This is a genomic window from Leclercia sp. 1548 (genome assembly GCF_050435045.1).
In the GTDB taxonomy this organism is placed as follows: Bacteria; Pseudomonadota; Gammaproteobacteria; order Enterobacterales; family Enterobacteriaceae; genus Enterobacter; species Enterobacter adecarboxylatus.
This window is the reverse complement of sequence record NZ_JBNDJP010000003.1, coordinates 333,557-356,608: the sequence shown is the minus strand read 5'-3', so window position 1 is coordinate 356,608 and position 23,052 is coordinate 333,557. Positions and strand designations below refer to the sequence as shown.

General features: G+C 60.1%; 23 protein-coding genes and 1 pseudogene. 12 read left to right on the top strand and 12 right to left on the bottom strand.

All coding sequences use genetic code 11. The features are described 5' to 3' along the window. Positions 1 to 19 precede the first annotated feature (19 nt). Genes ABIE02_RS11220 through ABIE02_RS11205 form a run of 4 tightly spaced genes read left to right on the top strand, consistent with a single transcriptional unit; the run spans position 20 to position 6,533 of the window. Entirely contained in the window at positions 20 to 229 is a 210-nt protein-coding gene (locus ABIE02_RS11220) for a DUF1427 family protein (protein WP_032616311.1), read from the top strand. Next, complete coding sequence (locus ABIE02_RS11215; RefSeq protein ID WP_103792647.1) at positions 226 to 483, top strand: DUF1427 family protein; 258 nt, start codon at positions 226 to 228, stop codon at positions 481 to 483. The genes ABIE02_RS11220 and ABIE02_RS11215 overlap by 4 nt, the downstream gene beginning before the upstream one ends. A 27-nt stretch (positions 484 to 510) precedes the next feature. Beyond that, entirely contained in the window at positions 511 to 879 is a 369-nt protein-coding gene (locus ABIE02_RS11210) for a response regulator (RefSeq protein WP_032616313.1), read from the top strand. A 56-nt stretch (positions 880 to 935) separates the two neighbouring features. After that, the gene (locus tag ABIE02_RS11205) at positions 936 to 6,533 is read left to right on the top strand and encodes a trifunctional serine/threonine-protein kinase/ATP-binding protein/sensor histidine kinase (protein ID WP_336994913.1); all 5,598 of its coding nucleotides are present in this window, start codon (positions 936 to 938) and stop codon (positions 6,531 to 6,533) included. A gap of 15 nt (positions 6,534 to 6,548) precedes the next feature. Here the strand turns inward: ABIE02_RS11205 and ABIE02_RS11200 are convergent. The 6 genes and pseudogenes from ABIE02_RS11200 to ABIE02_RS11175 all read right to left on the bottom strand — a co-directional run. After that, a pseudogene (locus tag ABIE02_RS11200) lies at positions 6,549 to 6,665 on the bottom strand (LuxR C-terminal-related transcriptional regulator); the annotation flags it as partial. A gap of 5 nt (positions 6,666 to 6,670) precedes the next feature. Next, positions 6,671 to 6,757 (bottom strand): hypothetical protein, encoded by an 87-nt coding sequence (locus ABIE02_RS11195; protein WP_404806915.1) that lies wholly within the window; start codon positions 6,755 to 6,757, stop codon positions 6,671 to 6,673. A 35-nt stretch (positions 6,758 to 6,792) separates the two neighbouring features. Beyond that, entirely contained in the window at positions 6,793 to 7,392 is a 600-nt protein-coding gene (locus ABIE02_RS11190) for a response regulator transcription factor (protein WP_032616315.1), read from the bottom strand. A gap of 760 nt (positions 7,393 to 8,152) precedes the next feature. Continuing rightward, complete coding sequence (locus ABIE02_RS11185; RefSeq protein WP_117386289.1) at positions 8,153 to 8,539, bottom strand: VOC family protein; 387 nt, start codon at positions 8,537 to 8,539, stop codon at positions 8,153 to 8,155. 1 nt (position 8,540) lies between these two features. Continuing rightward, positions 8,541 to 9,698, bottom strand: a complete 1,158-nt coding sequence (locus tag ABIE02_RS11180; RefSeq protein WP_032616324.1) for an MFS transporter — start codon at positions 9,696 to 9,698, stop codon at positions 8,541 to 8,543. Further along, the gene (locus tag ABIE02_RS11175; protein ID WP_336994912.1) at positions 9,695 to 9,853 is read right to left on the bottom strand and encodes a hypothetical protein; all 159 of its coding nucleotides are present in this window, start codon (positions 9,851 to 9,853) and stop codon (positions 9,695 to 9,697) included. Before ABIE02_RS11175 ends, ABIE02_RS11180 begins: the two co-directional genes overlap by 4 nt. A 98-nt stretch (positions 9,854 to 9,951) precedes the next feature. Here ABIE02_RS11175 and ABIE02_RS11170 point away from each other — a divergent pair, with 98 nt between their 5' ends. After that, a complete protein-coding gene (locus ABIE02_RS11170) occupies positions 9,952 to 10,722 on the top strand; it encodes a DeoR/GlpR family DNA-binding transcription regulator (protein ID WP_317519221.1) in 771 nt (256 codons plus the stop codon). Here the strand turns inward: ABIE02_RS11170 and ABIE02_RS11165 are convergent. After that, positions 10,719 to 11,015, bottom strand: coding sequence for an SH3 domain-containing protein (locus tag ABIE02_RS11165; protein WP_317519220.1), 297 nt, complete (start codon positions 11,013 to 11,015; stop codon positions 10,719 to 10,721). The genes ABIE02_RS11170 and ABIE02_RS11165 overlap by 4 nt on opposite strands. A gap of 206 nt (positions 11,016 to 11,221) precedes the next feature. Between ABIE02_RS11165 and ABIE02_RS11160 the strand changes: the two genes are divergently transcribed. Further along, positions 11,222 to 12,343, top strand: a complete 1,122-nt coding sequence (locus ABIE02_RS11160) for a cupin domain-containing protein (RefSeq protein WP_059308832.1) — start codon at positions 11,222 to 11,224, stop codon at positions 12,341 to 12,343. Between the two features lie 55 nt (positions 12,344 to 12,398). Here ABIE02_RS11160 and ABIE02_RS11155 read toward each other — a convergent pair whose 3' ends face one another. Next, positions 12,399 to 12,584: a DUF2767 family protein gene (locus tag ABIE02_RS11155; protein WP_155166264.1), complete on the bottom strand. Its 186-nt coding sequence runs from the start codon at positions 12,582 to 12,584 to the stop codon at positions 12,399 to 12,401. Positions 12,585 to 12,794: 210 nt separating this feature from the next. Here ABIE02_RS11155 and ABIE02_RS11150 point away from each other — a divergent pair, with 210 nt between their 5' ends. The 3 genes from ABIE02_RS11150 to foxA all read left to right on the top strand — a co-directional run bounded on the left by ABIE02_RS11150 (position 12,795) and on the right by foxA (position 16,386). Beyond that, positions 12,795 to 13,028 carry a DUF2171 domain-containing protein gene (locus tag ABIE02_RS11150; protein WP_032616329.1) on the top strand — a complete coding sequence of 78 codons (234 nt, stop codon included), beginning with the start codon at positions 12,795 to 12,797 and terminating at the stop codon, positions 13,026 to 13,028. Positions 13,029 to 13,176: 148 nt separating this feature from the next. Beyond that, the gene (locus ABIE02_RS11145; protein WP_077226545.1) at positions 13,177 to 14,157 is read left to right on the top strand and encodes a helix-turn-helix domain-containing protein; all 981 of its coding nucleotides are present in this window, start codon (positions 13,177 to 13,179) and stop codon (positions 14,155 to 14,157) included. A gap of 120 nt (positions 14,158 to 14,277) precedes the next feature. Beyond that, positions 14,278 to 16,386 carry a ferrioxamine B receptor FoxA gene (gene foxA, locus ABIE02_RS11140; RefSeq protein WP_336994911.1) on the top strand — a complete coding sequence of 703 codons (2,109 nt, stop codon included), beginning with the start codon at positions 14,278 to 14,280 and terminating at the stop codon, positions 16,384 to 16,386. 87 nt (positions 16,387 to 16,473) lie between these two features. On the opposite strand, the gene ABIE02_RS11135 is transcribed toward foxA, so the two are convergent. After that, the gene (locus tag ABIE02_RS11135) at positions 16,474 to 17,889 is read right to left on the bottom strand and encodes a PLP-dependent aminotransferase family protein (protein WP_336994910.1); all 1,416 of its coding nucleotides are present in this window, start codon (positions 17,887 to 17,889) and stop codon (positions 16,474 to 16,476) included. A 176-nt stretch (positions 17,890 to 18,065) separates the two neighbouring features. On the opposite strand from ABIE02_RS11135, the gene ABIE02_RS11130 reads away from it, so the two are divergent. Next, positions 18,066 to 18,227: a DUF1127 domain-containing protein gene (locus ABIE02_RS11130; RefSeq protein ID WP_032616332.1), complete on the top strand. Its 162-nt coding sequence runs from the start codon at positions 18,066 to 18,068 to the stop codon at positions 18,225 to 18,227. A gap of 51 nt (positions 18,228 to 18,278) precedes the next feature. Here the strand turns inward: ABIE02_RS11130 and ABIE02_RS11125 are convergent, their stop codons facing one another. Further along, positions 18,279 to 18,533: a DUF4282 domain-containing protein gene (locus ABIE02_RS11125; RefSeq protein ID WP_059308829.1), complete on the bottom strand. Its 255-nt coding sequence runs from the start codon at positions 18,531 to 18,533 to the stop codon at positions 18,279 to 18,281. A 113-nt stretch (positions 18,534 to 18,646) separates the two neighbouring features. Next, a complete protein-coding gene (locus ABIE02_RS11120) occupies positions 18,647 to 20,038 on the bottom strand; it encodes a PLP-dependent aminotransferase family protein (protein WP_336994909.1) in 1,392 nt (463 codons plus the stop codon). A gap of 101 nt (positions 20,039 to 20,139) precedes the next feature. Between ABIE02_RS11120 and ABIE02_RS11115 the strand changes: the two genes are divergently transcribed. Further along, the gene (locus ABIE02_RS11115) at positions 20,140 to 20,619 is read left to right on the top strand and encodes a carboxymuconolactone decarboxylase family protein (RefSeq protein WP_032616335.1); all 480 of its coding nucleotides are present in this window, start codon (positions 20,140 to 20,142) and stop codon (positions 20,617 to 20,619) included. Here ABIE02_RS11115 and ABIE02_RS11110 read toward each other — a convergent pair. Further along, the gene (locus ABIE02_RS11110; RefSeq protein WP_336994908.1) at positions 20,606 to 21,508 is read right to left on the bottom strand and encodes a LysR family transcriptional regulator; all 903 of its coding nucleotides are present in this window, start codon (positions 21,506 to 21,508) and stop codon (positions 20,606 to 20,608) included. The genes ABIE02_RS11115 and ABIE02_RS11110 overlap by 14 nt on opposite strands. Positions 21,509 to 21,608: 100 nt before the next feature. On the opposite strand from ABIE02_RS11110, the gene ABIE02_RS11105 reads away from it, so the two are divergent. Further along, positions 21,609 to 23,024, top strand: coding sequence for an aldehyde dehydrogenase family protein (locus ABIE02_RS11105; RefSeq protein WP_336994907.1), 1,416 nt, complete (start codon positions 21,609 to 21,611; stop codon positions 23,022 to 23,024). Positions 23,025 to 23,052: the final 28 nt, after the last annotated feature.

Genomic DNA, 23,052 nt, shown 5'->3' with positions numbered 1-23,052 from the left:
GATCTCTCTGGAGTTCATCATGAGTACTGGGTTAATTTCCCTCGCGGCAGGCGTGTTGATTGGCCTGCTGTACGCGCTGCTGAAAGTGCGCTCTCCCGCCCCGCCCGCGCTGGCGCTGATTGGCCTGCTGGGTATGCTGGCCGGTGAACAGGCCACCCGTCATTTTTTGCATGCTGACGACACCGCGCAAAAAGCGCCCGTCACCCTCTCCACAGGAGCCTCGTCATGAAAGCCTGGGTTGTTTCGCTGAGCTGTGGAATTCTGGCAGGGGTGATTTATGCCGCAATTGATGTACACTCGCCCGCACCCCCGGTCGTCGCGCTGCTGGGGCTGTTTGGCATGCTGGTGGGTGAACAGCTGATCCCGATTGGACGCCGTCTGTTCAGCCGTCAGCTGACGATGACCTGGTTTCGCCACGAATGCGTTCCCAAAATCAGCGGCACTGCGCCTCCACCCGGTCCCGGCGACGGTCGCGAGGGTTAATCACGTTTTCGTTTGAGGAAAGAGAGCATGCCGCAGCGCATAGCCATCATTGATGATGAACGGTCTGTTCGCAGCGGGTTAAGCAACCTGCTGCAGTCGGAGGGGTACGCCACAGAAGCCTTCGACTCGGCGGAGGGGTTTCTCAGCCATCCCACCGCGCTGGCAGACGCGGCGCTGGTGATTGCCGATATCCGCCTGCGGGGGATGACCGGACTCGAAATGCTCGACAAACTTCGTCTCATCGCCACCTCGCCACCCCCACTTATTTTTATTTCCGGTCATGCGGATGACAATATGCAACGCTACGCTGTTGATCACGGCGCCGTTGCTTTTTTGCGCAAGCCGATTAATGTCGAGGTATTGCTGGCGCACATTCAGCGCGCGCTCACAGCCTGACAACCGCGACAAACCTCCCCACGAGAACCATTAATGAAGAACAATAAGGAACGTGGATGAACAACTCATCGCTGCCTGCTCGCTGGCCCGCCCCCGGAAATTTGTCCGAAGGGCGGGCTTTTGTGCTTAAAGAAGACGTTATTTTTACCCCACTGGGGCAGGAGGGGAGCCTCTGCTGGCTGAATGCCCGTCTGCCCAGTTCCGGCGGGTCGTTTATTATCGCCACCGGGGTGAGCGATGAAGAAGAGGCCAGCGCAACGCGCCTGCTGCGCAACGAGTTTGCCCTGCGGGAGTACCTGAGCGACGACTGGGCCATCCGCCCGGTCGCCAGCACGCAGTACCACGGGCGCTTTGCACTGGTTTATGCCCCCTTTTCGTTTGTACTGTTAACAAGGATTGTCGGCGCGCCGATAGCCTGTATCCAGAGCTTCCTCGATCTGGCGATCCGCATCAGCCTGCCGCTGCGCCTGATGCACCTGCGCAACCTGGTACACGGGGATATCAAGCCCGGCAATATTTTCATTCACGACGATAACAGCTGTCGACTGGGGGGCTTTGGCCTGTCGTCCGGCACCTCGCAAGAGCTACAGCAGGCGCGGCTGGCGATCATCGGCGGCACGCCGGCCTATATGTCGCCGGAACACACCACCCGCACCCAACGCGCGGTGGACAGCCGCAGCGATCTCTACAGCCTGGGCGTTGTGCTTTACGAACTGCTCACCGGCAGCCTGCCGTTTGAACCGGGAAGCCAGGATCAGGGCAAATGGGCGCACTACCATATCGCCTCCGAGCCGCGCGCCCCCGGCGTGGTGTGCCCCGGTGTGCCTCCCATGCTGTCGGCCATCGTCCTCAAGCTGCTGGCAAAAAAACCGGAGAACCGCTACCAGACCGTTGACGGCCTGATCGCCGACCTGCGCCGCTGCCAGGCTACTCTAAGTGGCGACGGGGATATTGCCGCCTTTACCCCGGGCCTGCAGGATCGCTCTCCCGCGTTTTATCTTACCGACACCCTTTACACCGCCCATCCGCAGGCGGCGGATCTTATTCACGCCTTCGATCGGGTCAGCCGCGATAACCTCGCCGGATTCGTGGCGATCAGCGGCCCGTCCGGGATCGGAAAATCTTCGTTGATCGCCTCCGGGCTGAAGGCCCTGCAACACCGCAGCGTGCTGCTGGCGGTGGGCAAGGTGGATCAGTTTTCCCCCACGCTGCCCTATGCGGCGTTAACCTCGGCGTTTCGTACCCTGGTGCTGCACCTGCTGGGGCTGTCGGCGGAGGAGGTGGCCCAATGGAAGGTGCGCCTGTCGCGCGAGCTGGAGGGCTACGAAGCCTTAGCCGTCAGCCTGGTGCCGGAGCTGCGGCTGCTGCTGGATAACAAGCCGCGCTTTACCAGCGACACTTTCTCCATCGACACCCGGGCGCGTTTCAGCCATATGGTGCTGGCGCTGGTGAAAGCCTTCGCCAGCGCGGGCTGCCCGCTGGTGCTGCTGCTGGACGACATCCACTGGATCGACGCCGCCAGCCTGCAAATCCTGGAGTATCTGCTGATCCACGCCAGCACCGTGCCGCTGCTGATGGTGGTGGCGCACCGGGATGCCTGCTCGCTGCCGGACAGCGCCCTGCATCATCAGCTGGCGAATCTGCATCTGGCCTCGCGTAATACCACCGAGCTGCGCCCGGAGCCGCTGTCGGTGAAGGCGGTGTCGCTCTGGCTGGCGAATATCTTTCATACCCGCTCGGCCAGCACTCTCGATCTGGCCGGGTTGATCCACGAGAAAACCGGCGGCAACCCGCTGTTCGTCCATGAGTTTTTCCGCCGGATCGTCGATGACGGGCTGGTAGCACATAATAAATATCAGGATAAATGGCACTACGATCTGCACGCCATCCGCACCCGGCACTACACCGAAAACGTGGTCACCCTGGTGCTACAGCAGCTGGAGGAGATGCCGGACGACACCCGGCGGCTGCTGGGCAGCATCGCCTGCCTGGGCGGTAGCGGCGAGCTGGAGATGGTCTGCCGGGTCGTGTCGATGTCCACGGCGGAGATCCGCTATGCCCTGCATCCGGCGGTGACGGCGCAGCTGATCGCCCTCAGCGACGAAGGCTATGCCTTTACCCACGATCGGGTGCAGGAAGCGGCCTTCGCCCTGCTGGATAACGCCGAGCGCAGCCGCCTGCACTTGACCACCGCCAGCCTGCTGGCAGAGTCGGCCCGTCAGGCGGCGGGCAATGAGATCCTGTTCCGCGCCGTGCATCACGTCACGGCGGCGCTGGACTGCATTCAGCCTGCGCCCCAGCGCCAGATGTTCCGCGAGCTGAGCCTGCTGGCGGCCCGCCGCGCCCGGCGTTCGGGGGATTACCTGTCGGCCCTGAGCTACATTCAGACCGCCCGCGCGCTGGGCAACGCCGGTTCGCTGCCGGAGAGCGCCAGCGACTTCACGCTGGACAGCGAAGAGGCCGGGTGCCAGTTCGCGCTGGGCAATCTCGACGGCACCCGTCGGCTGTGCGACCGCATTCTTAGCTCCGCCGGCGGGCTGGCGGAAAAAGCGCTGGCGGCCAACCTGCTGACGGAAGTCTATATGCGCCAGTCCGACAACCGGCTGGCGCTGGAGGCGGCGCTGAGCTGGCTGGCGGTGTTTGGCATTCACGTCAGCCGCTACCCGGAGACCGCCGAGTGCGACGAGGCCTGGCACAGCCTGTGCAACCGCGTCGGCGATAACCCGCAGGGCCATTTTGCCGCGCTGCCGCGGATGAACGACGGTGACACCGAAGCGGTGATGAACCTGCTCAACAGCGCCTGCGTGTTCGCCAGCTTTACCAGCTCGCGCCTGCATTTCGTTCTGCTGTGTCGGATGCTGCACCTGACGCTGGATCACGGTATTACCGGCGCGTCTGCCCCGGCGATTGCGTGGTTCGGGGTGCTGATTGGCCACCGTTATGCCGAGTATCGTCTCGGTTTCCAGTACGGCACCCTGGCGCGGGAGCTGGTTAGCCGCCACGGCTACGACGCTTTCGAAGCCAAAACCCTGCTGCCGCTGGATCAGCTCAGCGTCTGGACCCAGCCGCTCTCCTTCACCATCGAGTGCGCCAAAGCCTGCTTTACCTCCGCCGTGACGCACGGGGACATGACGATGGCCTGCTTTGCCGCCTGCCACCAGGTGATCAACTTCCTCACCCGGGGCGATCATCTCGATGGGGTGCTGACCAGCATCGAGCGCGGGCTGGCCTTTGTGCGCAAAACCCATTTCCAGGATGTCGAGGCGATCCTGCTCATCCAGCGCCATTACGTGGAGCACCTGCGCACACCAGTGAGCGGCCACTGGAGTGCCAGCGATGTGCTGCCAGAATCCCTCCTGCCCGCCGCGCCGGAGCAGGCTACGGAGCAGACCTCCACCATGCTGTTCTGGTTCTGGCTCTATCGTGGCATGGCCCACTTCGCCTGCGGTGAATTCCCGCAGGCGGCAGATAATCTTGCGCAGGCCGGGCGCTTTGCCTGGTCTGCCCCCGGTCATATTCATCTGCTGGATTACCATCTCTACAGCGCGCTTACGCTTTCGCAGCAGCTGACCCCGGAGACCTTTTCCGCCGATCTGCGCCGCCAGATCCACCTTCACTACGACAAAATTGTTCTCTGGGCGCGGATCAATCCAGGCACCTTTGCCGATAAAGAGGCGCTGATCTACGCCGAGATCGTGCGGCTGGACGGGATGAACAGCATCGCCCTTGAGCAGTACGAGAAGGCGGTGCGCCTGTCACGGGAAGGGGGCTTTAATCCGTTCAACGCCCTGGCGCACGAGCTGGCGGGGCGCTTCGCCCATGCCTGCGGCTACACCACCGCCGCCGATGCCCATTTCCGCGGGGCGATGACCGCCTGGGGACGGGCCGGGGCGCAGTCTAAGGTGCGCCAGCTGGAGCGGGATTTCCCGTACCTGCTCTCCCCCGGCCAGGCCAATGCCTGGGACACGGTGGCCTTTGCCCGCAACGAAGAGATCCGCGACCTGCAGAGCGTGATCAAGGCCTCGCGTGCCCTCTCGGAGGAGATCAATCTTGAGCGGCTGATCGAAACCCTGATGACCATCCTGCTGGAGCGGGCCGGGGCGCAGCGTGGCCTCTTGATTCGGGTAAATGACAACAACATCCCGGAGATCGAGGCCAGCGCCAGCACCACCACCGACGGAGTGCGGGTGCAGATCCGCAAAGAGGTGCCGATGGCCACCGACATGCCGCTGACGGTGCTGGCGGCGGTGATCCGCACCGGGCAGGAGATCCACACCGGCAAACCCGAAGAGTTTCATCCCTTCAGCCAGGATCCCTATCTGGTGACCTCCGGCGCGGCGGTGATGTGCGTCCCGATGTTCAAGCAGGCGCGGCTGGTAGGGGTGCTCTATCTGGAGAACCGCCTGATGCCGGAAGTCTTCACCGTCGAACACTCCCGGGTGGTGAGCCTGCTGGGGGCACATGCCGCCATCTCTCTTGAAACCGCCCGCCTGTACGCCGAACTGCTGGAAGAGAACCTCCAGCGCCGCCGGGTCGAGAAAGAGCTGCGGGCCAGCCAGACCTCGCTGATGCTGGGGGAGCAGATCAGCCACACCGGCAGCTGGCGCTGGGAGCTGGAGCAGGATCTGATGTTTATGTCGGAAGAGTACGCCCGCATTCTGGGGCTGCCGGAGAAACAGAAGATGATCTCCATGGCCGAGTTTCTGACCTTTGTGCATCAGGATGATTATCCGCGCATCAGTACCCTGGTGACCGAGAGCGTGCGCGACGGCCTGACCATGCGCGCCGAGTTCCGCATAATCCGCGCCGACGGCGCCACCCGTACCATTCTGGGGATTGGCGATCCGGTGGGGGTGGGCAGCGAGGTGAACGAGTATTATGGCATCATCACCGACATCACCACCCAGCGCAGGGCCGAAGACGCCATGCGCGTCGCCCAGGCAGAGCTGACCCGCGTTTCGCGCGCTACGACCGTCGGGCAGTTAACCTCGTCCATCGCGCATGAGATCAACCAGCCGCTGATGTCGATTGTCGCCAATGCCGGGGCAAGCCTGCGCTGGCTCAACCGCGATCCAGCCCGGCTGGATAAAGCCCGCCTCGGGCTGGAGGAGATTGTTTCAGAGGGCGAGCGGGCAGGGGAGATCATCCGCAGCCTGCAATCCCTTACCCGCAAGCAGGATCCGGTCTTTGCCCGCATCGATCTGCACCATCTGGTGCGGCACATCATCACCCTGTCGCGCAGCGAGCTGGAGCAGCGACGCATCAGCGTCAACTATGCCCTGGCGGCAGAAGACAGCTTTATCGTGGGGGACAGCGTGCAGATCCAGCAGGTGTTGCTGAACCTGGTGATGAACGCGATAGAGGCAATGGCCGAGATCGCGGATCGCCCAGGCACGCTGGTGCTCTCGACGTCGAATCCTGAAGGCGGGGGGATTACATTTGAAATGGCTGACAGCGGCACCGGCATCGAACCGGGGTTAACCGAGCGTATTTTTGACTCGTTCTACTCCACCAAAGCCCAGGGGATGGGGGTGGGGCTGACCATCAGCTATAGCATTATCGAGCGCCACCGGGGCAAGCTGACGGCCCGCAATCGCGAGCCGCATGGCTGCGTTTTCGCCTTTACGCTGCCGCTGGCAGCCAGCATGGTGTGACGCTGACGGCGGATTTCAGGTCAGGCGCTCTGCGGCCCTGACCCGATCCGCCAGCGAGCGGGCCTGCATCTTATCCATCACCCGGCGGCGATGGCCTTTCACCGTGATTTCGCTTCTCCCGGCTCTGACGGCGGATTTCAGGCCAGGCGCTCTGCGGCCCTGACCCGATCCGCCAGCGAGCGGGCCTGCATTTTATCCATCACCCGGCGGCGATGCACTTTCACCGTGATTTCGCTTCTCCCGGCTCTGACGGCGGATTTCAGGCCAGGCGCTCTGCGGCCCTGACCAGATCCGCCAGCGAGCGGGCCTGCATCTTATCCATCACCCGGCGGCGATGGACTTTCACCGTGATTTCGCTTACCCCCAGCTCGGCGGCGATCTGCTTATTCAGCAGCCCGCTGATCGCCAGCTGTAACACCTGTTGTTCACGGGGCGTCAGCGAGAGATGGCGCTGCTTCAGGGAGTACTGCTCGCGCAGGTGCAGGGCATTCTCTTCCGCCTGCTTAAGCGCCGCGCTAATCGAGTCGATCAGATCGTTCGACGCCACCGGCTTAGTGAGAAACTCGTATGCGCCGCCTTTTATCGCCTTCACCGACATGGGAATGGTGCCATATCCGGTGAGATAGATAATCGGGATCTCACGCCCGCTGGCCTTTAGCGTATCCGCCACCTCAAACCCGCTGATGGTGGGCATCTGCATATCGAGGATCACGCAGGAGGGCACATCTTCGAACCTGTGTTGCAGAAAAGATTCTGCCGAAGAAAAGTCGAGGGCGTTCAGCCCGGCAGACTCCAGCAGCCCGACAACGGACCGCCTGACAGCGTGATCATCATCAACGACATAGACAATGTGTTCCATTAATAGCCCCAATGTTTCAGCCTGACAGAGATGAGAGGATTTTCGCTCAGCGTGAAAACTACCTCCCGGATGTTCAAGCGGTTATGGCGGCAGTTTTATGAACGCAGCAACTTTAACACATTAATTCTCATTATCATTTAACAATATGATAACTGTATGAAAGCGACAGGTGAGATATCAAAACCGCTTTTCACATCGGATAAGCGTAGGCCAGAAATGGTCAAATTGTCGTCAATTGAGAGGCGGGAACGGCCAGTTTTATGCAGCGAGTGCTTGCCAGATGCACGGACGATCCCCTCTCCCGTTTGGGGAGAGGGTGAGGGGATTACTCGCCCACCCGTTCAATACGGTTTCCATCGGGATCCGCAATCCAATAGAGAAGAGGGAACGGCCAGTTTTATGAAGCGGGTGCCTGCCAGACGCACAGACGATCCCCTCTCCCCTTTGGGGAGAGGGTTAGGGAGAGGGGAATTACTTGTCCACCCGTTCACTACGGTTTACATCAGGATCCGCAATCCAGTTGAGAGGGGGAAACGGCCAGTTTTATGAAGCGAGTGCCTGCCAGACGCACGGACGATCCCCTCTCCCCTCTGGGAGAGGGTTAGGGTGAGGGGATTACTCCCCCACCAGCTCAATACGGTTTCCATCAGAATCCGCAATCCAATAGAGAAGAGGGAACGGCCAGTTTTATAAAGCGGGTGCTTGCCAGATGCACGGACGATCCCCTCTCCCCTATGGGGAGAGGGTTAGGGTGAGGGGATTACTCACCCACCAGCTCAATACGGTTTCCATCGGGATCCGCAATCACGGCTTCATAATAGCCATCGCCGGTCATCCGTGGGGCGCTTAACAGCGTGTGGGTTGCCCGCGCCTGCTCCGCCATCCGATCCACATCCGCTTTGCTGCCGACGTTCAAAGCGATATGCGCCCAGCCGACAAATTCCGCATGCGACGGCGTATCGGCCAGATCCGGGACGGTCATCAGCTCGATGGTTGGCCCGTCGCTGAGGGTCATAAAGTGGGACGCAAACCCCGGGCGATTTTTACTCAGGTAGCGTTCGTTGCGGCGTGCGCCAAATACCGACTCCCAGAAGTCTACCTGGGCGTCCAGGTTACGGGTCCAGAGTGCGACATGTGCAATATTCATATCATCCCTCGCTGCGGGCGGGTTGGTTGGCGGTAACGGTAACGGAGAGCATGGCGACGACCAGCATCAGCAGCATAATGACCATAAACGCCTGGGTTAAGGAGGTGGCATGCGCCATATAACCGATAATGGCAGGCCCGGCGAGCACGCCGAGGTAGCCCATCGTGGTAATTGCCGGGACGGCGACCGCCTGCGGCATGCGGGTCTGACGGCCAACGGCGGAGAACATCACCGGCACGATATTGGCGCAGCCAGCACCCACCAGCACATAGCCCACCAGCGACAGCTGCCACTGCGGAACAAAGGTCACCAGCGCAAAGCCGACTGCGGCCACGATCGCGCCACCCACCACCGCGCGCAGGGCGCCCGTGCGGGCGATAAGCCGATCGCCGGTTAAGCGGAAAATCGTCATCGCCACCGCAAAGCAGGTGAAGCCCAGCCCGCCCAGCGACTCCGGTACGCCGCGCACTTCGGTGAGGAACACCGCGCTCCAGTCCAGCACTGTCCCTTCGGCGAGGAACACCGCAAAGCAGATAGCACCAATCAACAGCACCACGCCGCGCGGCACGGCAAACGCCGGGCCGGTGGCGGGATTGGCCCACGGCAGCAGACCTTTCAGGCTGGCGGCGAGCATCAGAATAACGCTCAGGATGATGATCAGGCAGGCGACAACGGCGCTGGCACCCAGGGTCAATAAGAGGGTCATCGCCCCGGCCCCCGCGATGCCGCCGACGCTGTACATGCCGTGAAAACCGGACATCACCGGCTGAGGGGAGTCGCGCTCGACAATGATCGCCTGAATGTTCATGGCGCAGTCCGTTACCCCTACGCCCACGCCGAACAGCAGCAGGGCGGCGGCCAGCAGGCGCGGGTCCGGGATGATGGCCAGCAGCGGCGTGGTGAGCATAACGATCGCCAGTGCCGTGACGATCACCCGACGGCAGCCGTAGCGGCTGGTCAGCATCCCGGTGAGCGGCATCGCAATCAATGCCCCCATCCCCAGACAGAGCAGCAGCGAGCCAAGGGTGGCCTCGTTAACGCCGGTATTGGCTTTGGCGTAGGGCACCAGCACCGCCCAGGTGGCGGTCACGTATCCGGCAATAAAAAAGACGATCCGGGTGGCAAGCCGATGGACGGCTCCGGTGGTCTGATGGGTCATTTCACATCCTTATAAGGTTTCAGTAAGGGAGAGGCCGGCGTTTTGTGTTGCACCTTCTCCCCCGGGCGTGAATTTGCAGTCTCAGGCTTAAACAGGAAGCCGTCATAAGGGTGGGTAGCGGGCACCTGCTGACGGTAATCATCATAGTATTTCATCGTGACGCTCCGGTTTCGGGCCTGGTGGATTGACAGAGCGCGCCGACATGCAACATTATGCGCATTGTTGCTCGATTCAAATCCAGAGAAGATAATTTATGCTCGATTATGCAGCTTTCCCGGAACAACGACAAGATCTGATCCGCCAGATCCTGCAGGAAAATGGCCGAGTGGTCTGCGCCGAACTGGCGACCCGGATGCAGGTGTCGGAACATACCATTCGCCGTGATTTACAGGAGCTTAGTAAAGAGGGGATCTGTAAGAAGGTCTATGGCGGGGCAGTGCTGCAGCTGGCGGATGCCGGAAACTTTCACAGCCGTGAGCAAAAAAATCACGCAAAAAAAGCCACGATCGCGCAGAAAGCGGCAACCCTGATCAAAGCAGGAAGCTGCATTTTTATTGACACCGGTACCACCAACCTCGCGCTGGCGAAGGCCCTGCCGCCGGATCTGGCGATCACCGTGGTAACTAACTCCCCGGCCATTGCCGCGGAACTGCTGCATCACCCCTTGTGCGAGGTGATCATCACTGGCGGTCAGATCCAGCGTACCTCCGGCGGTGCGGTGGGGGCCACAGCGGCCAACCAGATCCAGGGGATTATTTTCGATCAGGCGTTTATCGGCGGCTGCGCGATGGATCCGGGGATGGGACTGACCGGGTTCGACTTTGCCGACTGCGAGTTTAAAAAAGCCGTGATCGCCCAGAGCAGCCAGACCATCGTGGCGCTCACCACCGATAAAATCCCCGGCGTGGCACGCTTTGTGGTGGCGAAAAGCCGTGATATCGACGTGCTGGTGGTGGAGGCGAGCCTGGATAATGAGGCGATGGCGGCCTTAGCGGCGCAGGATGTGCGGGTGATGAGTGCCTAACGTACCTCAAACACCACCGCTATCCAGTTAACTTTGGTGTAGGGCGGAAACGCGGGGCAGGGGTCGATACGGGTACAGGCACCTGACCAGATAAAGGTGTCCTCATCAATCCTGTACCAGTGCGGATTGCCCTGCACCGCGTCGCCAACTACCGCCGCCTGCACGCGGATACGGCTCCCCGCAGGCAGCTCACTGGCCACAGGCGAGAACACCGACGGGTGCTCTTTGCGCGTATAGACTTCCATCAGGGTCTTTACCTGGGCGGTAACGGGATATTCGGTAAACTGGCTCATGGTAGCTCTCATGACGGCACACTCTTTGTCATTAACGATATAAGTCGCTCTCTATCTCGCGCTCACGATAAAGCGTGAAACTGTCAGTCTGTGTCATGCGAAAGTCTGAATGAGACAGATTTCACCCCCGCTTGACCCATGACAAAGCAGCCAGCCCCGGCCCCTTCCTATAATCAGGCCCGTTTATCTTTTCACTGGTGCTCACCATGGCGTATCAACTCAACCTGAACTGGCCGGAATTTTTAGAAAAATACTGGCAAAAGAAACCTGTCGTTTTAAAGAACGCCCTGCCCAACTTTATCGATCCTATCAGCCCGGATGAGCTGGCAGGGCTGGCGATGGAGCCGGAAGTGGACAGTCGCCTGGTCAGCCATAAAGAGGGTAAATGGCATGCCAGCAACGGTCCGTTCGAGCACTTCGACGGCTTAGGCGATACCGGCTGGTCGCTGCTGGCGCAGGCGGTCAACCACTGGCACGCACCGGCTGCGGAGCTGGTACGCCCGTTCCGTGTACTGCCGGACTGGCGTCTCGATGACCTGATGATCTCCTTCTCCGTCCCGGGTGGCGGCGTGGGGCCGCATATCGACCAGTACGATGTGTTTATCATTCAGGGGATGGGCAGCCGCCGCTGGCGCGTAGGGGACAAGCTGCCGATGCGTCAGTTCTGTCCGCATCCGGCGCTGCTGCATGTCGATCCCTTTGAGCCCATCATCGACGAAGATCTGGCCCCGGGAGATATCCTCTACATCCCACCTGGATTCCCGCATGACGGCTTCACCCACGAGACGGCACTTAACTATTCGGTGGGCTTCCGTGGCCCGAACGGCCGGGATTTGATCAGCAGCTTTGCCGATTACGCCCTGGAAAACGATCTGGGCGGCGAGCATTACAGCGATCCCGATCTGACCTGTCGCGAGCACCCGGGCCGGGTGGAAGAGTACGAACTTGAGCGCCTGCGTCAGATGATGATCGCGATGATCAGCCAGCCGGACGACTTCAGAGACTGGTTTGGCAGCTTTATCTCCACCCCCCGTCACGAGCTGGATATCGCCCCTGCTGAGCCGGAATACACCACGGAAGAGGTGCTGGACGCACTGCTGGGCGGCGAAACCTTAACTCGCCTGAGCGGACTGCGAGTGCTGAATATCGGCGGCAGCTTCTTCATCAACAGCGAGAAGCTGGAGACGGTAGACGCAACGGCGGCAGATGCGCTGTGCCGCTACACCGAGCTGGGTCAGGCCGAGCTGGGCGCTGCCCTGCAAAATCCGGCGTTTGTGGAAGAATTGACCGGGCTGATCAACCAGGGCTACTGGTTCTTCGATGAGTAATCGTTAGCAAGTCATCGTTAAGACGGCGCGGGGCGCAGACCCCACGCCGCTATCGCTAAGCCGCGAGGATATGACAGGCCTTCCAGTAATCAAGCAGGCGGTCGTCATCGTTTTCTCGCTCGGCTTTCGTTTTCATGGCCCGGGCAAGATTCTCTCTCGACACTTCCTGGCCTTTTTGTACAACTTCTAAAACCGCTTCACCAAGAGCCAGGGATATTTCGGTACGATTGGCTTCTACCATATATGCCTCCATGTTGAGTGCGTGACAGTAATTATGCCGCATAATAACGTTGCTGGAATATTTATAGGCGCATTCTTATATATTTCGCTTGTTCTTTAAACGTGCCGGGAAATATGTTTCGAAATGCTAATGAGGCGGTAAATAAATTATTTATGGTCTACAGTTAGTTTCGTGACACAACCCGTAGAAACCTGATGAGGAGAATTAATTATGGTAAACAAGAGTGAAATCAAGGAACATGCTCCGGTTGTTGCAAGCTGCGGTCACCACGTCGGTACAGTTGACCATCTTGACGGCGAGCGTATTAAGCTGGCAAAAAACGATTCCGAGTCTGGCGGCAAACACCATTATATTCCGCTGGAGTGGGTCGATAAAATTGACGGCAATAAAGTCGTGCTGAATAAAAATCACGAAGAAACCTTTGCCGCCTGGCAAGAGGCGTGATTAACAGAATTGCCATAAAATAATATTTAAACGCTGGTGTTATGCCAGCGTTTAAATACGTTTTAAGCGAAGCGGAATATACCCGCATTGCCGCTGCGTTAAAGGAGTGATACTGTTTTATTTTTAATAGCTTCCTCCAGGCGCAGGTATGTCCAACACAACGCTCCATAATCCCACCGCTGCAACGAAAAAAACCTTTTCCGTGGCAGACTTTAAGGTGTTTGGCGAGCGCTACGGTATCGACTATCGCTTCCCTCTGCTGACGGATACCAGTGCCAACACCAGCCCCGTTCTGCACGGCGATGTCGAAGAGATGATCCTGCCGTCCGGCATCTCGTTAACCCATTCCGACGTGCGCGTGCTGCAACCCTATGAAACGACCTCCCGCCACAGTAGCCCCCTGTATGTACTGGTGGTGCTGGAAGGCTGTGTAACCCTGACCCTCAGCGGCGAAGTCTACTCGGTGCGACCCGGCATGGCGTTTAGCGCCAGGCTCAGTGAACAGCAGGCCATGTCTGCCCGTCATGATGCCGATATCGCCCTGAAAACCCTCTCCTTTGGCGTTTACCCCGACGATGCCCGTCGTGAAAGCCTGCTCGCCTCGCTGCTGGAGCAGTGGGAGAAGCTCAATGCGCCCACCTTTGTCTGGCAGGTACCGGATTTTGTGCTGGCCGGTATTCAGCATGCCCGGCAGCGCGAGCGCAGCAGTCTGTCGCGCCAGCTGTTACTGGAAGGGGTGATGTATCAGCTGCTGGGCCATGGCCTGCACCTGCGTGAGCAGCAGGGTACGGCGCTGCCTGGCACCACCGGCGGCGAGCACGCCCGCCTGGAACAGATCCGTCATCTGCTGGCACAGTCCCCTGAGCAGGATTACACCCTCGCTCAGCTGGCCGCCCGGGCGGCGATGAGCCCCAGCAGCCTGCGCAGCAAGTTCCGTCAGGCCTACGGCTGTACGGTGTTCGACTACCTGCGCGACTGCCGTCTTAGTCTGGCGCGCCGCTATCTGCTGGAAGGCCACAGCGTGCAGCAGGCGGCGTGGATGTCGGGCTATCAGCACGCCACTAACTTTGCCACCGCCTTTCGTCGTCGCTACGGCGTCTGTCCCGGCGCGGTGCGCAGCGACCGTTAATCCGCTTTTCCCCATTCGCCAACGCCTTTTGTGCGGTTTGGCATTGCGCATACGTACTCTGGCGGCGCGCATAGCTATCTTCGAAATGAAAAAGGTAATAATTCTTATTAACAATTAGAAATGCCTTTGGAGATTTTCATGTTCGCTAAAACGCGGCTGACACTGCTGGTGGGATGGGTTACCGGGAGCGTCGCACTCCCCCTGATGGCGCAGGAGACGCCGAAAACCGAAACCGTGGTGGTGACCTCGCAGATGCAGAGTGGTGCCACCAAGCTGGCGACCCCGGATATCGAGACCCCGCAGGCGGTGTCTATCGTCACCCGCGAGCAGTTCGAAGAGCAGGGCGCCACCAGCGTGCGTCAGGCGGTGAGCTACACGCCAGGGGTTTACAGCAACCAGATCGGCGCTTCAAACCGCTTTGACTACATTGTGCTGCGCGGCTTCTCGGACGGCAGTCTGGATAACGTCTATCTCGACGGGTTGAAGATGATGGGGGACACCAACTCTCACAGCTCATTGGTGGTTGACCCGTGGTTCCTGGAAAATATCGAAGTGGTGCGCGGCCCGGCGTCGGTGCTGTATGGCCGTTCCTCACCGGGCGGTATTGTGGCGCTCACCTCGCGTAAACCGTCGTTCGATCCGGGCGGCGAGATCAAGCTGTTCGCCGGGAATAACGATCAGCGCGGGGCGATGTTTGATGTTACCGGTGCGCTGGACGACAACGACCGGGTGGCGGCGCGTCTGAGCGGTATGACCCGCTATGCCGACTCCCAGTTTGATCCGCTGAAGGAAGAGCGTTACGCGCTGATGCCGAGCCTGACCTGGCGCATCACCGATAACACCCGTCTGGATCTGATGGCCTATCTGCACCGCGATCCCGAGGGCGGCAGCCACTCCGGCCTGCCATACGACGGCACCGTGGTGCCACATGACGGCAAAATGATCTCCAATACCTTCTTTGAAGGCGAGGACGATTACGATAAGTACGATCGTCGCGAGAACATGGTCGGCTACAACATTGAGCATATGTTTGACAGCGGCTGGTCGGTGCGCCAGAAGCTGCGCTATCTGCATACCAAAGTGGAGCTGAATCAGGTCTATGCCGCTGGCTGGCTGAACGAAACCGAGCTTAACCGCGGGTATTCCGGCTCGGACGAGAAGATGGATGCCATCACCCTGGATAACCAGATCGACGGCAGCTTCGATACCTGGGCAGTGAACCACCGGGTGCTGATCGGCCTCGATTATCAGGATCGCAGCAACGACACCACCGGCTACTACGGCGGCTTCCCGCCTATCGACGCCTTCCACCCGGTGTACGGCGCGAAGCCGGATTACATCACCATGTACAGCCAGGAGAAGCACAAGCTGCGCCAGACGGGCTACTACCTGCAGGATCAGCTCTCGCTGGATCGCTGGCGTCTGACCCTGGGCGGTCGCTACGATCAGGTGAAGGTCTCGAACATCGACAAGCTGAACGATACCCGCAGCGATCTGGACAAGAACAACTTCAGCAGCCGTGCGGCGCTGTTATACCTGTTTGATAACGGTATCGCGCCGTACATCAGCTACTCCACCGCCTTTACCCCGACCAGCTTTGCCGATGCCAACGGCGATCTGCTGGATCCAATGAAAGGCAAGCAGTGGGAAGCGGGCGTGAAGTTTGAGCCGGAAGGGATGAACAGCCAGTTCAGCGCCTCGGTGTTCCGCATCAACCAGAAAAATATCGCCACCAAAGAGGAGCCGACCGATCCGTACCGCTCTATCGGGGAGATCGAGTCTGAAGGGGTCGAGCTGGAAGCGGTGGGGCAACTGACCGACAACCTGCGTCTGCAGGCGGCCTATACCTATACCGACATCCGCTACAAGAAGAGCAGCCCGGAGGAAGAGGGCAAGCGTGCGGTCTATGCGCCGCGCAATATGGCCAGCGGCTGGCTCAGCTATGACGTCAAAACCGGGCCGCTTGATGGTCTGACGGTGGGATCGGGCGTACGTTACGTCAATGGCGTGACCAGCGACCGCATGAACACCCATACGCTGCCGTCGTACACGCTGGTGGATCTGGCGGTAGGCTATGATCTGTCGAAGGTCGGGCTGACAGGGGTAAGCGCGCAGCTGAACGTCAACAACCTGACGGACGAAAGCTACGTGGCGGCCTGTAACTCGCTCTCATACTGCTACTTTGGTGCCGAGCGCAGCATCGTCGGCAGCGTGTCCTGGAAGTTTTAAGCTGACATTGCCCGGTGGCGCGACGCTGACCGGGCTGGGTTTTTCCCTCTCCCTGTGGGAGAGGGCATCAGGCCGCACGATACCGCACTACGCCTCCATCGCAATATGAATCGCCTCGCCCATCTTCTTTAACGCCTCGCGGTTCTTCTCGTTCGGCGGCAAAGCCACGTTAATCCGCAGACAGTTGCGATACTTCCCCGAGGCCGAAAACAGCGATCCCGCCGCGGCCTGGATCTTCAGGCGACTCAGCTGCTTGCTGACGCATACCATGTCCACCTTCTCCGGTAGCTCCACCCACAGCAAAAAACTGCCCTGCGGGCGCGTAACGCAGATCTCTGCCGGGAAATACTGCCGCACCCAGCACGTGTAGCGCTCCATATTTTGCTGATAAATCTGGCGCATACGGCGCACGTGGCGATGGTAATGACCATCCCGAATAAACGCGGCGACCGCCATCTGCGTACCCGGCACGTTAAACCCACCCGCGGCATATTTCATGTGCATCACCCGGTCGTAATAACGGCCCGGCACAATCCAGCCGACGCGCAGCCCGGGGGCCACGGTTTTGGTGAAGGAGCTGCACAGCAGCACGCGGCCGTCGATATCAAACGAGTGGATGGTGCGCGGGCGCGGGTAGTCCGCCGCCAGCTCGCCGTAAATATCGTCCTCGACGATGACAATATCGTGGCGCTGGGCCAGGGCCAGCACCTGACGTTTACGCACCTCCGGCATGATAAACCCGAGCGGATTATTGCAATTGGGCACCAGGATCACCGCTTTAATCGGCCACTGCTCCAGGGCCAGCTCCAGCGCTTCGATGCTGATCCCGGTCTGCGGATCGGTGGGGATCTCAATCGCCTTGATGTTAAACCCGCGCAGCATCTGCATGGTGCCGTGGAACGACGGCGACTCCACCGCCACAATATCCCCCGGCTGGCACACCGACAGCAGCGCCAGCGACAGCGCCCCGTGACAGCCGTTGGTGATCACAATCTCGTTTGCCGCTACCGTCGAGCCACCGTCCAGCATCAGGCGGGCGATCTGCTCGCGCAGCTCCTGTCGCCCTTCCAGCACGTCGTAGCTCAGCATTTCCCCGGGATGGTGCTGGGCAATGCGGCTCATCTCGCGCCACAAGGGTTTCAGGCTCGGCTGGTTCAGATCCGGCGAACCGCCGCCAAAAGAGATCATTTCTTTATCGGCGCGGGCATCGAGGAGCATCATCACCTCATCCCACTGGGTCACCTCTACCGGACGCTGAACCGGGCGGGTCATCGCCGGAACGGGCGGCTGTGCTTTGCGTGAAGAGACAAAATAGCCGGAGCGCGGCTGGGGGGTGATCAACTGGAGGTTTTCGAGGATCTGATAGGCCTGCTGAATGGTGCTGATGCTAACGCCATGCTCCTGGCTCAGGGCGCGCACCGAGGGTAAACGCTCCCCACTGCGATACAGCCCTTGTTCAATGCGTTGTGCCAGGAGATTGGCCAGATGTTGGTAACGCGTCATGCTGTATCCTTGGTTGTCGCCATACAGATCTAAAAACCAGTACAGATTGCCGCAAAAAACGGCATTCAGATACTGTTTTAGTGGATCTGTATGTTAAACAAAAGTTGTTTTTGAGTCTGTATTGTCCACCCCGATCTCCATGATGATAACCCCACTGACAAGGTGAGGAGCGCATCATGGAATTTTACGAAAACCGGGCAAAAAGGCCGTTTGCGGTGTTTATCTGGATGGGGCGGGCAGTGAAAAGATGGTATCGCATCAACCGCACGCGCCGCATTTTACGCCAGATGAGCGATGAGCAGCTGAAGGATGTCGGGTTGTCACGATTTGATATGTAGCGGATTGCCCGGTGGCGCTACGCTACCGGGCCTACAGAGTGTGCTGTGGCGTTACTCTACGGTGGATTTCCCGGTGTTCTCGGCAATACGGCGCAGATATTCGTTATTTTTAAACGCGACCATGATCAGCTCGAACATCACGCGGGTGCCGATCAGGCTGCACAGCATGCCGAAAAAGCCGGCAATAAGATGCTCGGTAAACATCGAGTAGATGCCGCCGAGCAGAATAAACAGCATGACGATCCAGTAGAAGAAGACCAGTACGCGCGGTGTTAACAGATAATCGAATCCCAGAAGTGATTTCATTTTTTTGTCCTTAAACATGTAATTTAGCGCGTCGATTATAAAGACCGTGGCGGTAATTCATACCTTAATGATTGTCTGAAAACGGCTTTTTATGGTGCAAAATCAGGGGGTTGCTATTTCAGGAGATCGCAGGTTTGGCTTTTTGGCCGCGTGAGTAGCGCAACGGCCTCGTCGTAGCTGCGCACGTTGTTATACCCCATCACCAGCCCGTAGCGTTTGCCCGATCCGCTGTACCACGCCGACAGGGCATTCACCTGCAACTGCTGCTGTTGCCAGCAGTGGGCGATTTCCCGGTCACAGCTGCCTTTGGTTAAAAACGCCACAATATGCATCCCGCCGTCGTTCTGCTCGGTGAAGAACCGCTCCCCGTAGACCTCATGCAGGGCGGCGATCATCCAGTCGCGCCGCTGCTGGTACAGGGCGCGCATCTTTTTCAGATGGCGGAAGAAGTGGCCGTCGTTGATGAAGGCGGTCAGGATCTTTTGCGTCAGCACCGGCTGGCCGCTGGCGAGCAGATCGGCGGTATCGTTAAAGGCCGACACCGTGCTGGCGGGCATCACCACGTAGCCGAGACGCAGCGACGGCATCACGGTTTTGCTGAAGGTGCCCATGTAGATCACCCGATCCTGACGATCGAGGCTTTTCAGCGACGGCAGCACCTTGCGGGTGTAGTGAAATTCGCCGTCGTAATCATCTTCGATGATCCAGGCGTCATTCTGCCCGGCCCAGTCAAGCAGCTGCTGCCTGCGGGGTAACGACAGCGTCACCGCCAGCGGGCTTTGGTGTGAGGGGGTGACGATAACGAAACGGGCGTCGGGATGGTGGTGCAACAGATAGTCGGTGTCCATGCCTGAACGATCCACCGGCACGGTGTGCAGGCGCGGAATGATGCGCCGGAGCAGCTGCTGGCCCATAAAATAGCCCGGATCTTCAAACACCACCTTATCGTTGCGGCTGGCAAGGGTATCGAGGATCAGCCGCAGGCTGCCGCTGTAGCCGCTGGTAATCAGCACCTGATCCGGGGTGCAGGACAACCCGCGGGAAATATTGAGGTAGCTGGCGATGGCCTGACGCAGGGGTGTCCAGCCCATCACCGGCGGACTGAGCATCTCCTCCTGGCGCATGGCGCGCACCGCCTGGCCCGCCAGCAGCAGCCATTTCTTGTACGGGAAACTGTCCAGCGCCGGGATGCCTAGGCGCAAAAAACCGCTGCGTTCGCGCTGGCTGACCAGCGATTCAGGCAATGCACCGGTCAGCGGGTCGGCAGGGGGCGGTGGCGTGACGGGGAGGGTTAAATCCGGGTTCACCCGCGTGCCGCGCGCGCCCTGGCTCACCAGATAGCCTTCGCCGGTGAGAATGGCATAGGCGGTTTCCACCGTTTTGCGCGCCACCTTCAGCTCTTCCGCCAGCACGCGGATGGCGGGCACCTTGTCGCCGGGCTTGAGGATGCCGCGGGTAATGTTGTCCCGGTAGCGGGTATAAATCTGGTGATAGCCCGGCTTCATGTCCTACCTCGTTTCGCGCTTTTTGTATCTTTTTACTATGTCATGAACGGCGTAAATTTGCCCCATCGCATTTCATATGCCGCACATCAAGAGGAAAGACAATGAGCACTCGCGTTAACCACCATAAAGCCACACCTGCCCTCGCTAAAGCGCTGTCCGACCTGAGCATGGCGGTGGGCCAGACCTCCATCGACCCGGCGCTCAAGCACCTGATCGACATCCGTGTCTCCCAGCTCAACGGCTGCACCTTCTGTCTGGATATGCATTCGAAAGAGGCCAAAATTGCCGGGGAGCGCGAGCTGCGCCTGTACCATCTGGCCGCATGGCGTGAGTCACCGCTGTTCAGCGCCCGTGAAAAAGCGGCGCTGGCCTTCACCGAAGCGCTGACCCAGATTGGGCCGCACGGCGTCAGCGACGTGCTCTATCGCAGCGTGGCGGAACACTATTCGGACATTGAGATCTCCGAGCTGAACTTTGCGATCGTGGCGATCAACGCCTGGAACCGTCTGGGGATCACCTCCCGCATGGCACCCGGCTCGCTGGATAGCGCCTACGGCCTGAACAAAGCTAATCTCGAATAAGACCGCGCTCGCGGATCATCGCCACCAGCGCCCGTAACCCCGGCGGGACGTGGCGATGCCCGGGATAGTAGAGGCGCAGCCCGGCAAAGGGCTGCGACCACTCCTCCAGTACGCTCACCAGCTCCCCGCTTTGCAGCTCCTGCTGAATATAGAGTTCCGGTAAAAATCCTACCCCCAGACCCGCTTTCACCGCCCGGATCGAAGCGAACAGATCCGAGGTGGCAAAGCGCGGCGGCACCGCCAGGGCTACCTGCTCCCCACGTCGCGCCAGCTCCCAGCGATAGATCCCGCCGTGGGCCATCCGCATGCCGATCCCCTGGTGATGCAGCAGATCGTCCGGGGTTTGCGGTATGCCGTAACGGGCAAAATAGTCCGGCGTGGCGGTGACGATCTGGCGAATATCGGGGGTCAGCGGCACGGCGATCATGTCCTGCGGGACGGACTCCGCCAGGCGAACGCCCGCGTCGTAACCCTCTGCCACGATATCGATCATCCGCGCTTCGCTTACCGCTTCGACGCGCATTTTCGGGTAGCGGATCATGTAGTCGATCAGCAGCGCATCCAGGAACAGGGTGCCAACATTGTTGGGAACGTTCAGGCGCAGGGTGCCAGCAGGCTCATCGGTATCGCTGTGGATCTCTTCATCGGCCTGACGGATTTCCTGCAACGCCGGGCCGATCCGCGCCACATAGCGTTGCCCGGCGTCGGTAAGCCCCACGCTGCGGGTGGTGCGGTTAAACAGACGGGTTTGCAGGCGGCTTTCCAGCCCGGCAACGGCGTTGCTCACGGCGGTGGCCGACATCCCCAGCTCCTGGGCGGCGGCGCGAAAGCTGCCGCGACGTACCACGGCCATCACCACTTCCAGCTCGGTCAGTCCTGAACGGTGCATAGATTATCCTGAAAATCGAAACAACCTTTGCAGCATAGCGTGGATTATCGCAACGGAGAAGGTATGCCAGACTGGCTTCATCCAGCCTGAGGAGGTTTTTATGCACTATATCGAACAGATCTCTATCAACGGTGAATTTGTCACCCCACACGGCACCGAGCGTTTTGATCTCTATAACCCGGCGACGGCCCGGGTGACAGGACAGGTGCGTCTTGCTGATGAAGTCGATGCAGAGCGCGCCATTGCTGCTGCCAAAGCGGCGTTTCCGGCGTGGGCCAGAACCACGAAGCAGGAGCGCATCGCTGCCCTGCGACGGATGCAGGCTGCGGTGGCGGCCCGTCATGACGATCTGCTGGAGGCGGTAATTGAAGAGTACGGCGCGCCCGCGTCGCGCTCGGCGTGGATGGCAAGCTATCCGGCGGAGGTGATTGCCCAGGCCATCGCGGCGCTGGAGACCTTTGAATTTACCGCCGTCGCCGGTGCGGCCAGGGTCGAGATGACCCCGCTGGGTGTCGCCGGACTTATTACCCCATGGAACAGCGACGCGGGTTTTATCTGCGGCAAGCTGGCGGCCGCGCTGGCGGCAGGCTGCACCGCGGTGATCAAGCCCAGCGAGATGAGCGCTTTGCAGACGCAGATTGTGACCGAGGCTTTGCATGCCGCAGACCTGCCGCCGGGGGTGTTTAATATCGTCACCGGGCGCGGCGACAGGGTGGGCGAGACCATCAGCCGTCACCCTGACGTGGCTAAAATATCCTTTACCGGTTCCACGCAGACCGGCAAAGCGATCCTGCGCAACGCGGCGGAAAACTTTACCCGCGTCACCCTGGAGCTGGGCGGTAAATCCCCAACCCTCATTCTTGACGATGCCGATCTCGACCAGGCCGTTTCGCTGGCGGTGCAGGCCGGGTTGATGAACAGCGGGCAGGCGTGCGTGGCCGGTACGCGCATCCTGGTGCCGCTGTCGCGTCAGGCTGAAATGGAACAGGCGCTGGCCCGGGCCATCGCGGCGGTGAAATCCGGCGATCCGCGTGACAGCACCACCGAGGTTGGCCCGATGGTAAGCGAAAAACAGTGGCAGCGGGTGCAGGGCTATATCCGCACAGGGCAGGAGGAGGGGGCTCGTCTGCTGGCGGGGGGCGCAGGCCGGCCAGAGGGAACCCGGGACGGCTGGTTTGTCCGTCCGACGCTGTTTACCGATGTGCATAACCAGATGGCGATCGCCCGGGACGAGATTTTTGGTCCGGTACTGTGCGTGATCCCCTACCGCGACGAGGAAGAGGCCATTGCCATTGCTAACGACACCGATTACGGCCTGAGTGCGCTGGTGCTGGGCGGTGACGCGGAACGCGCCCGGCGGGTGGCGCAGCAGATCCAGTCTGGCCGCGTGCTGGTCAACACCCTCGCCCATGAGCCGCAAGCCCCTTTTGGTGGGTTCAAACACTCCGGCGTCGGGCGCGAGATGGGCGCGTGGGGGATAAGGGCGTTTATGGAGCCGAAGTCGCTCCTTGGCTAAAACCGCCCGGCGTACTGCCGGGCACGTC

Excerpts from the sequence above, each read along its gene's own strand:
- ABIE02_RS11220 (WP_032616311.1), top strand. The coding sequence starts at position 20 with ATGAGTACTGGGTTAATTTCCCTCGCGGCAGGCGTGTTGATTGGCCTG.
- ABIE02_RS11215 (WP_103792647.1), top strand. The coding sequence starts at position 226 with ATGAAAGCCTGGGTTGTTTCGCTGAGCTGTGGAATTCTGGCAGGGGTG.
- ABIE02_RS11210 (WP_032616313.1), top strand. The coding sequence starts at position 511 with ATGCCGCAGCGCATAGCCATCATTGATGATGAACGGTCTGTTCGCAGC.
- ABIE02_RS11205 (WP_336994913.1), top strand. The coding sequence starts at position 936 with ATGAACAACTCATCGCTGCCTGCTCGCTGGCCCGCCCCCGGAAATTTG.
- ABIE02_RS11190 (WP_032616315.1), bottom strand. The coding sequence starts at position 7,392 with ATGGAACACATTGTCTATGTCGTTGATGATGATCACGCTGTCAGGCGG.
- ABIE02_RS11185 (WP_117386289.1), bottom strand. The coding sequence starts at position 8,539 with ATGAATATTGCACATGTCGCACTCTGGACCCGTAACCTGGACGCCCAG.
- ABIE02_RS11180 (WP_032616324.1), bottom strand. The coding sequence starts at position 9,698 with ATGACCCATCAGACCACCGGAGCCGTCCATCGGCTTGCCACCCGGATC.
- ABIE02_RS11175 (WP_336994912.1), bottom strand. The coding sequence starts at position 9,853 with ATGAAATACTATGATGATTACCGTCAGCAGGTGCCCGCTACCCACCCT.
- ABIE02_RS11170 (WP_317519221.1), top strand. The coding sequence starts at position 9,952 with ATGCTCGATTATGCAGCTTTCCCGGAACAACGACAAGATCTGATCCGC.
- ABIE02_RS11165 (WP_317519220.1), bottom strand. The coding sequence starts at position 11,015 with ATGAGCCAGTTTACCGAATATCCCGTTACCGCCCAGGTAAAGACCCTG.
- ABIE02_RS11160 (WP_059308832.1), top strand. The coding sequence starts at position 11,222 with ATGGCGTATCAACTCAACCTGAACTGGCCGGAATTTTTAGAAAAATAC.
- ABIE02_RS11155 (WP_155166264.1), bottom strand. The coding sequence starts at position 12,584 with ATGGTAGAAGCCAATCGTACCGAAATATCCCTGGCTCTTGGTGAAGCG.
- ABIE02_RS11150 (WP_032616329.1), top strand. The coding sequence starts at position 12,795 with ATGGTAAACAAGAGTGAAATCAAGGAACATGCTCCGGTTGTTGCAAGC.
- ABIE02_RS11145 (WP_077226545.1), top strand. The coding sequence starts at position 13,177 with ATGTCCAACACAACGCTCCATAATCCCACCGCTGCAACGAAAAAAACC.
- foxA (WP_336994911.1), top strand. The coding sequence starts at position 14,278 with ATGCCTTTGGAGATTTTCATGTTCGCTAAAACGCGGCTGACACTGCTG.
- ABIE02_RS11135 (WP_336994910.1), bottom strand. The coding sequence starts at position 17,889 with ATGACGCGTTACCAACATCTGGCCAATCTCCTGGCACAACGCATTGAA.
- ABIE02_RS11130 (WP_032616332.1), top strand. The coding sequence starts at position 18,066 with ATGGAATTTTACGAAAACCGGGCAAAAAGGCCGTTTGCGGTGTTTATC.
- ABIE02_RS11125 (WP_059308829.1), bottom strand. The coding sequence starts at position 18,533 with ATGAAATCACTTCTGGGATTCGATTATCTGTTAACACCGCGCGTACTG.
- ABIE02_RS11120 (WP_336994909.1), bottom strand. The coding sequence starts at position 20,038 with ATGAAGCCGGGCTATCACCAGATTTATACCCGCTACCGGGACAACATT.
- ABIE02_RS11115 (WP_032616335.1), top strand. The coding sequence starts at position 20,140 with ATGAGCACTCGCGTTAACCACCATAAAGCCACACCTGCCCTCGCTAAA.
- ABIE02_RS11110 (WP_336994908.1), bottom strand. The coding sequence starts at position 21,508 with ATGCACCGTTCAGGACTGACCGAGCTGGAAGTGGTGATGGCCGTGGTA.
- ABIE02_RS11105 (WP_336994907.1), top strand. The coding sequence starts at position 21,609 with ATGCACTATATCGAACAGATCTCTATCAACGGTGAATTTGTCACCCCA.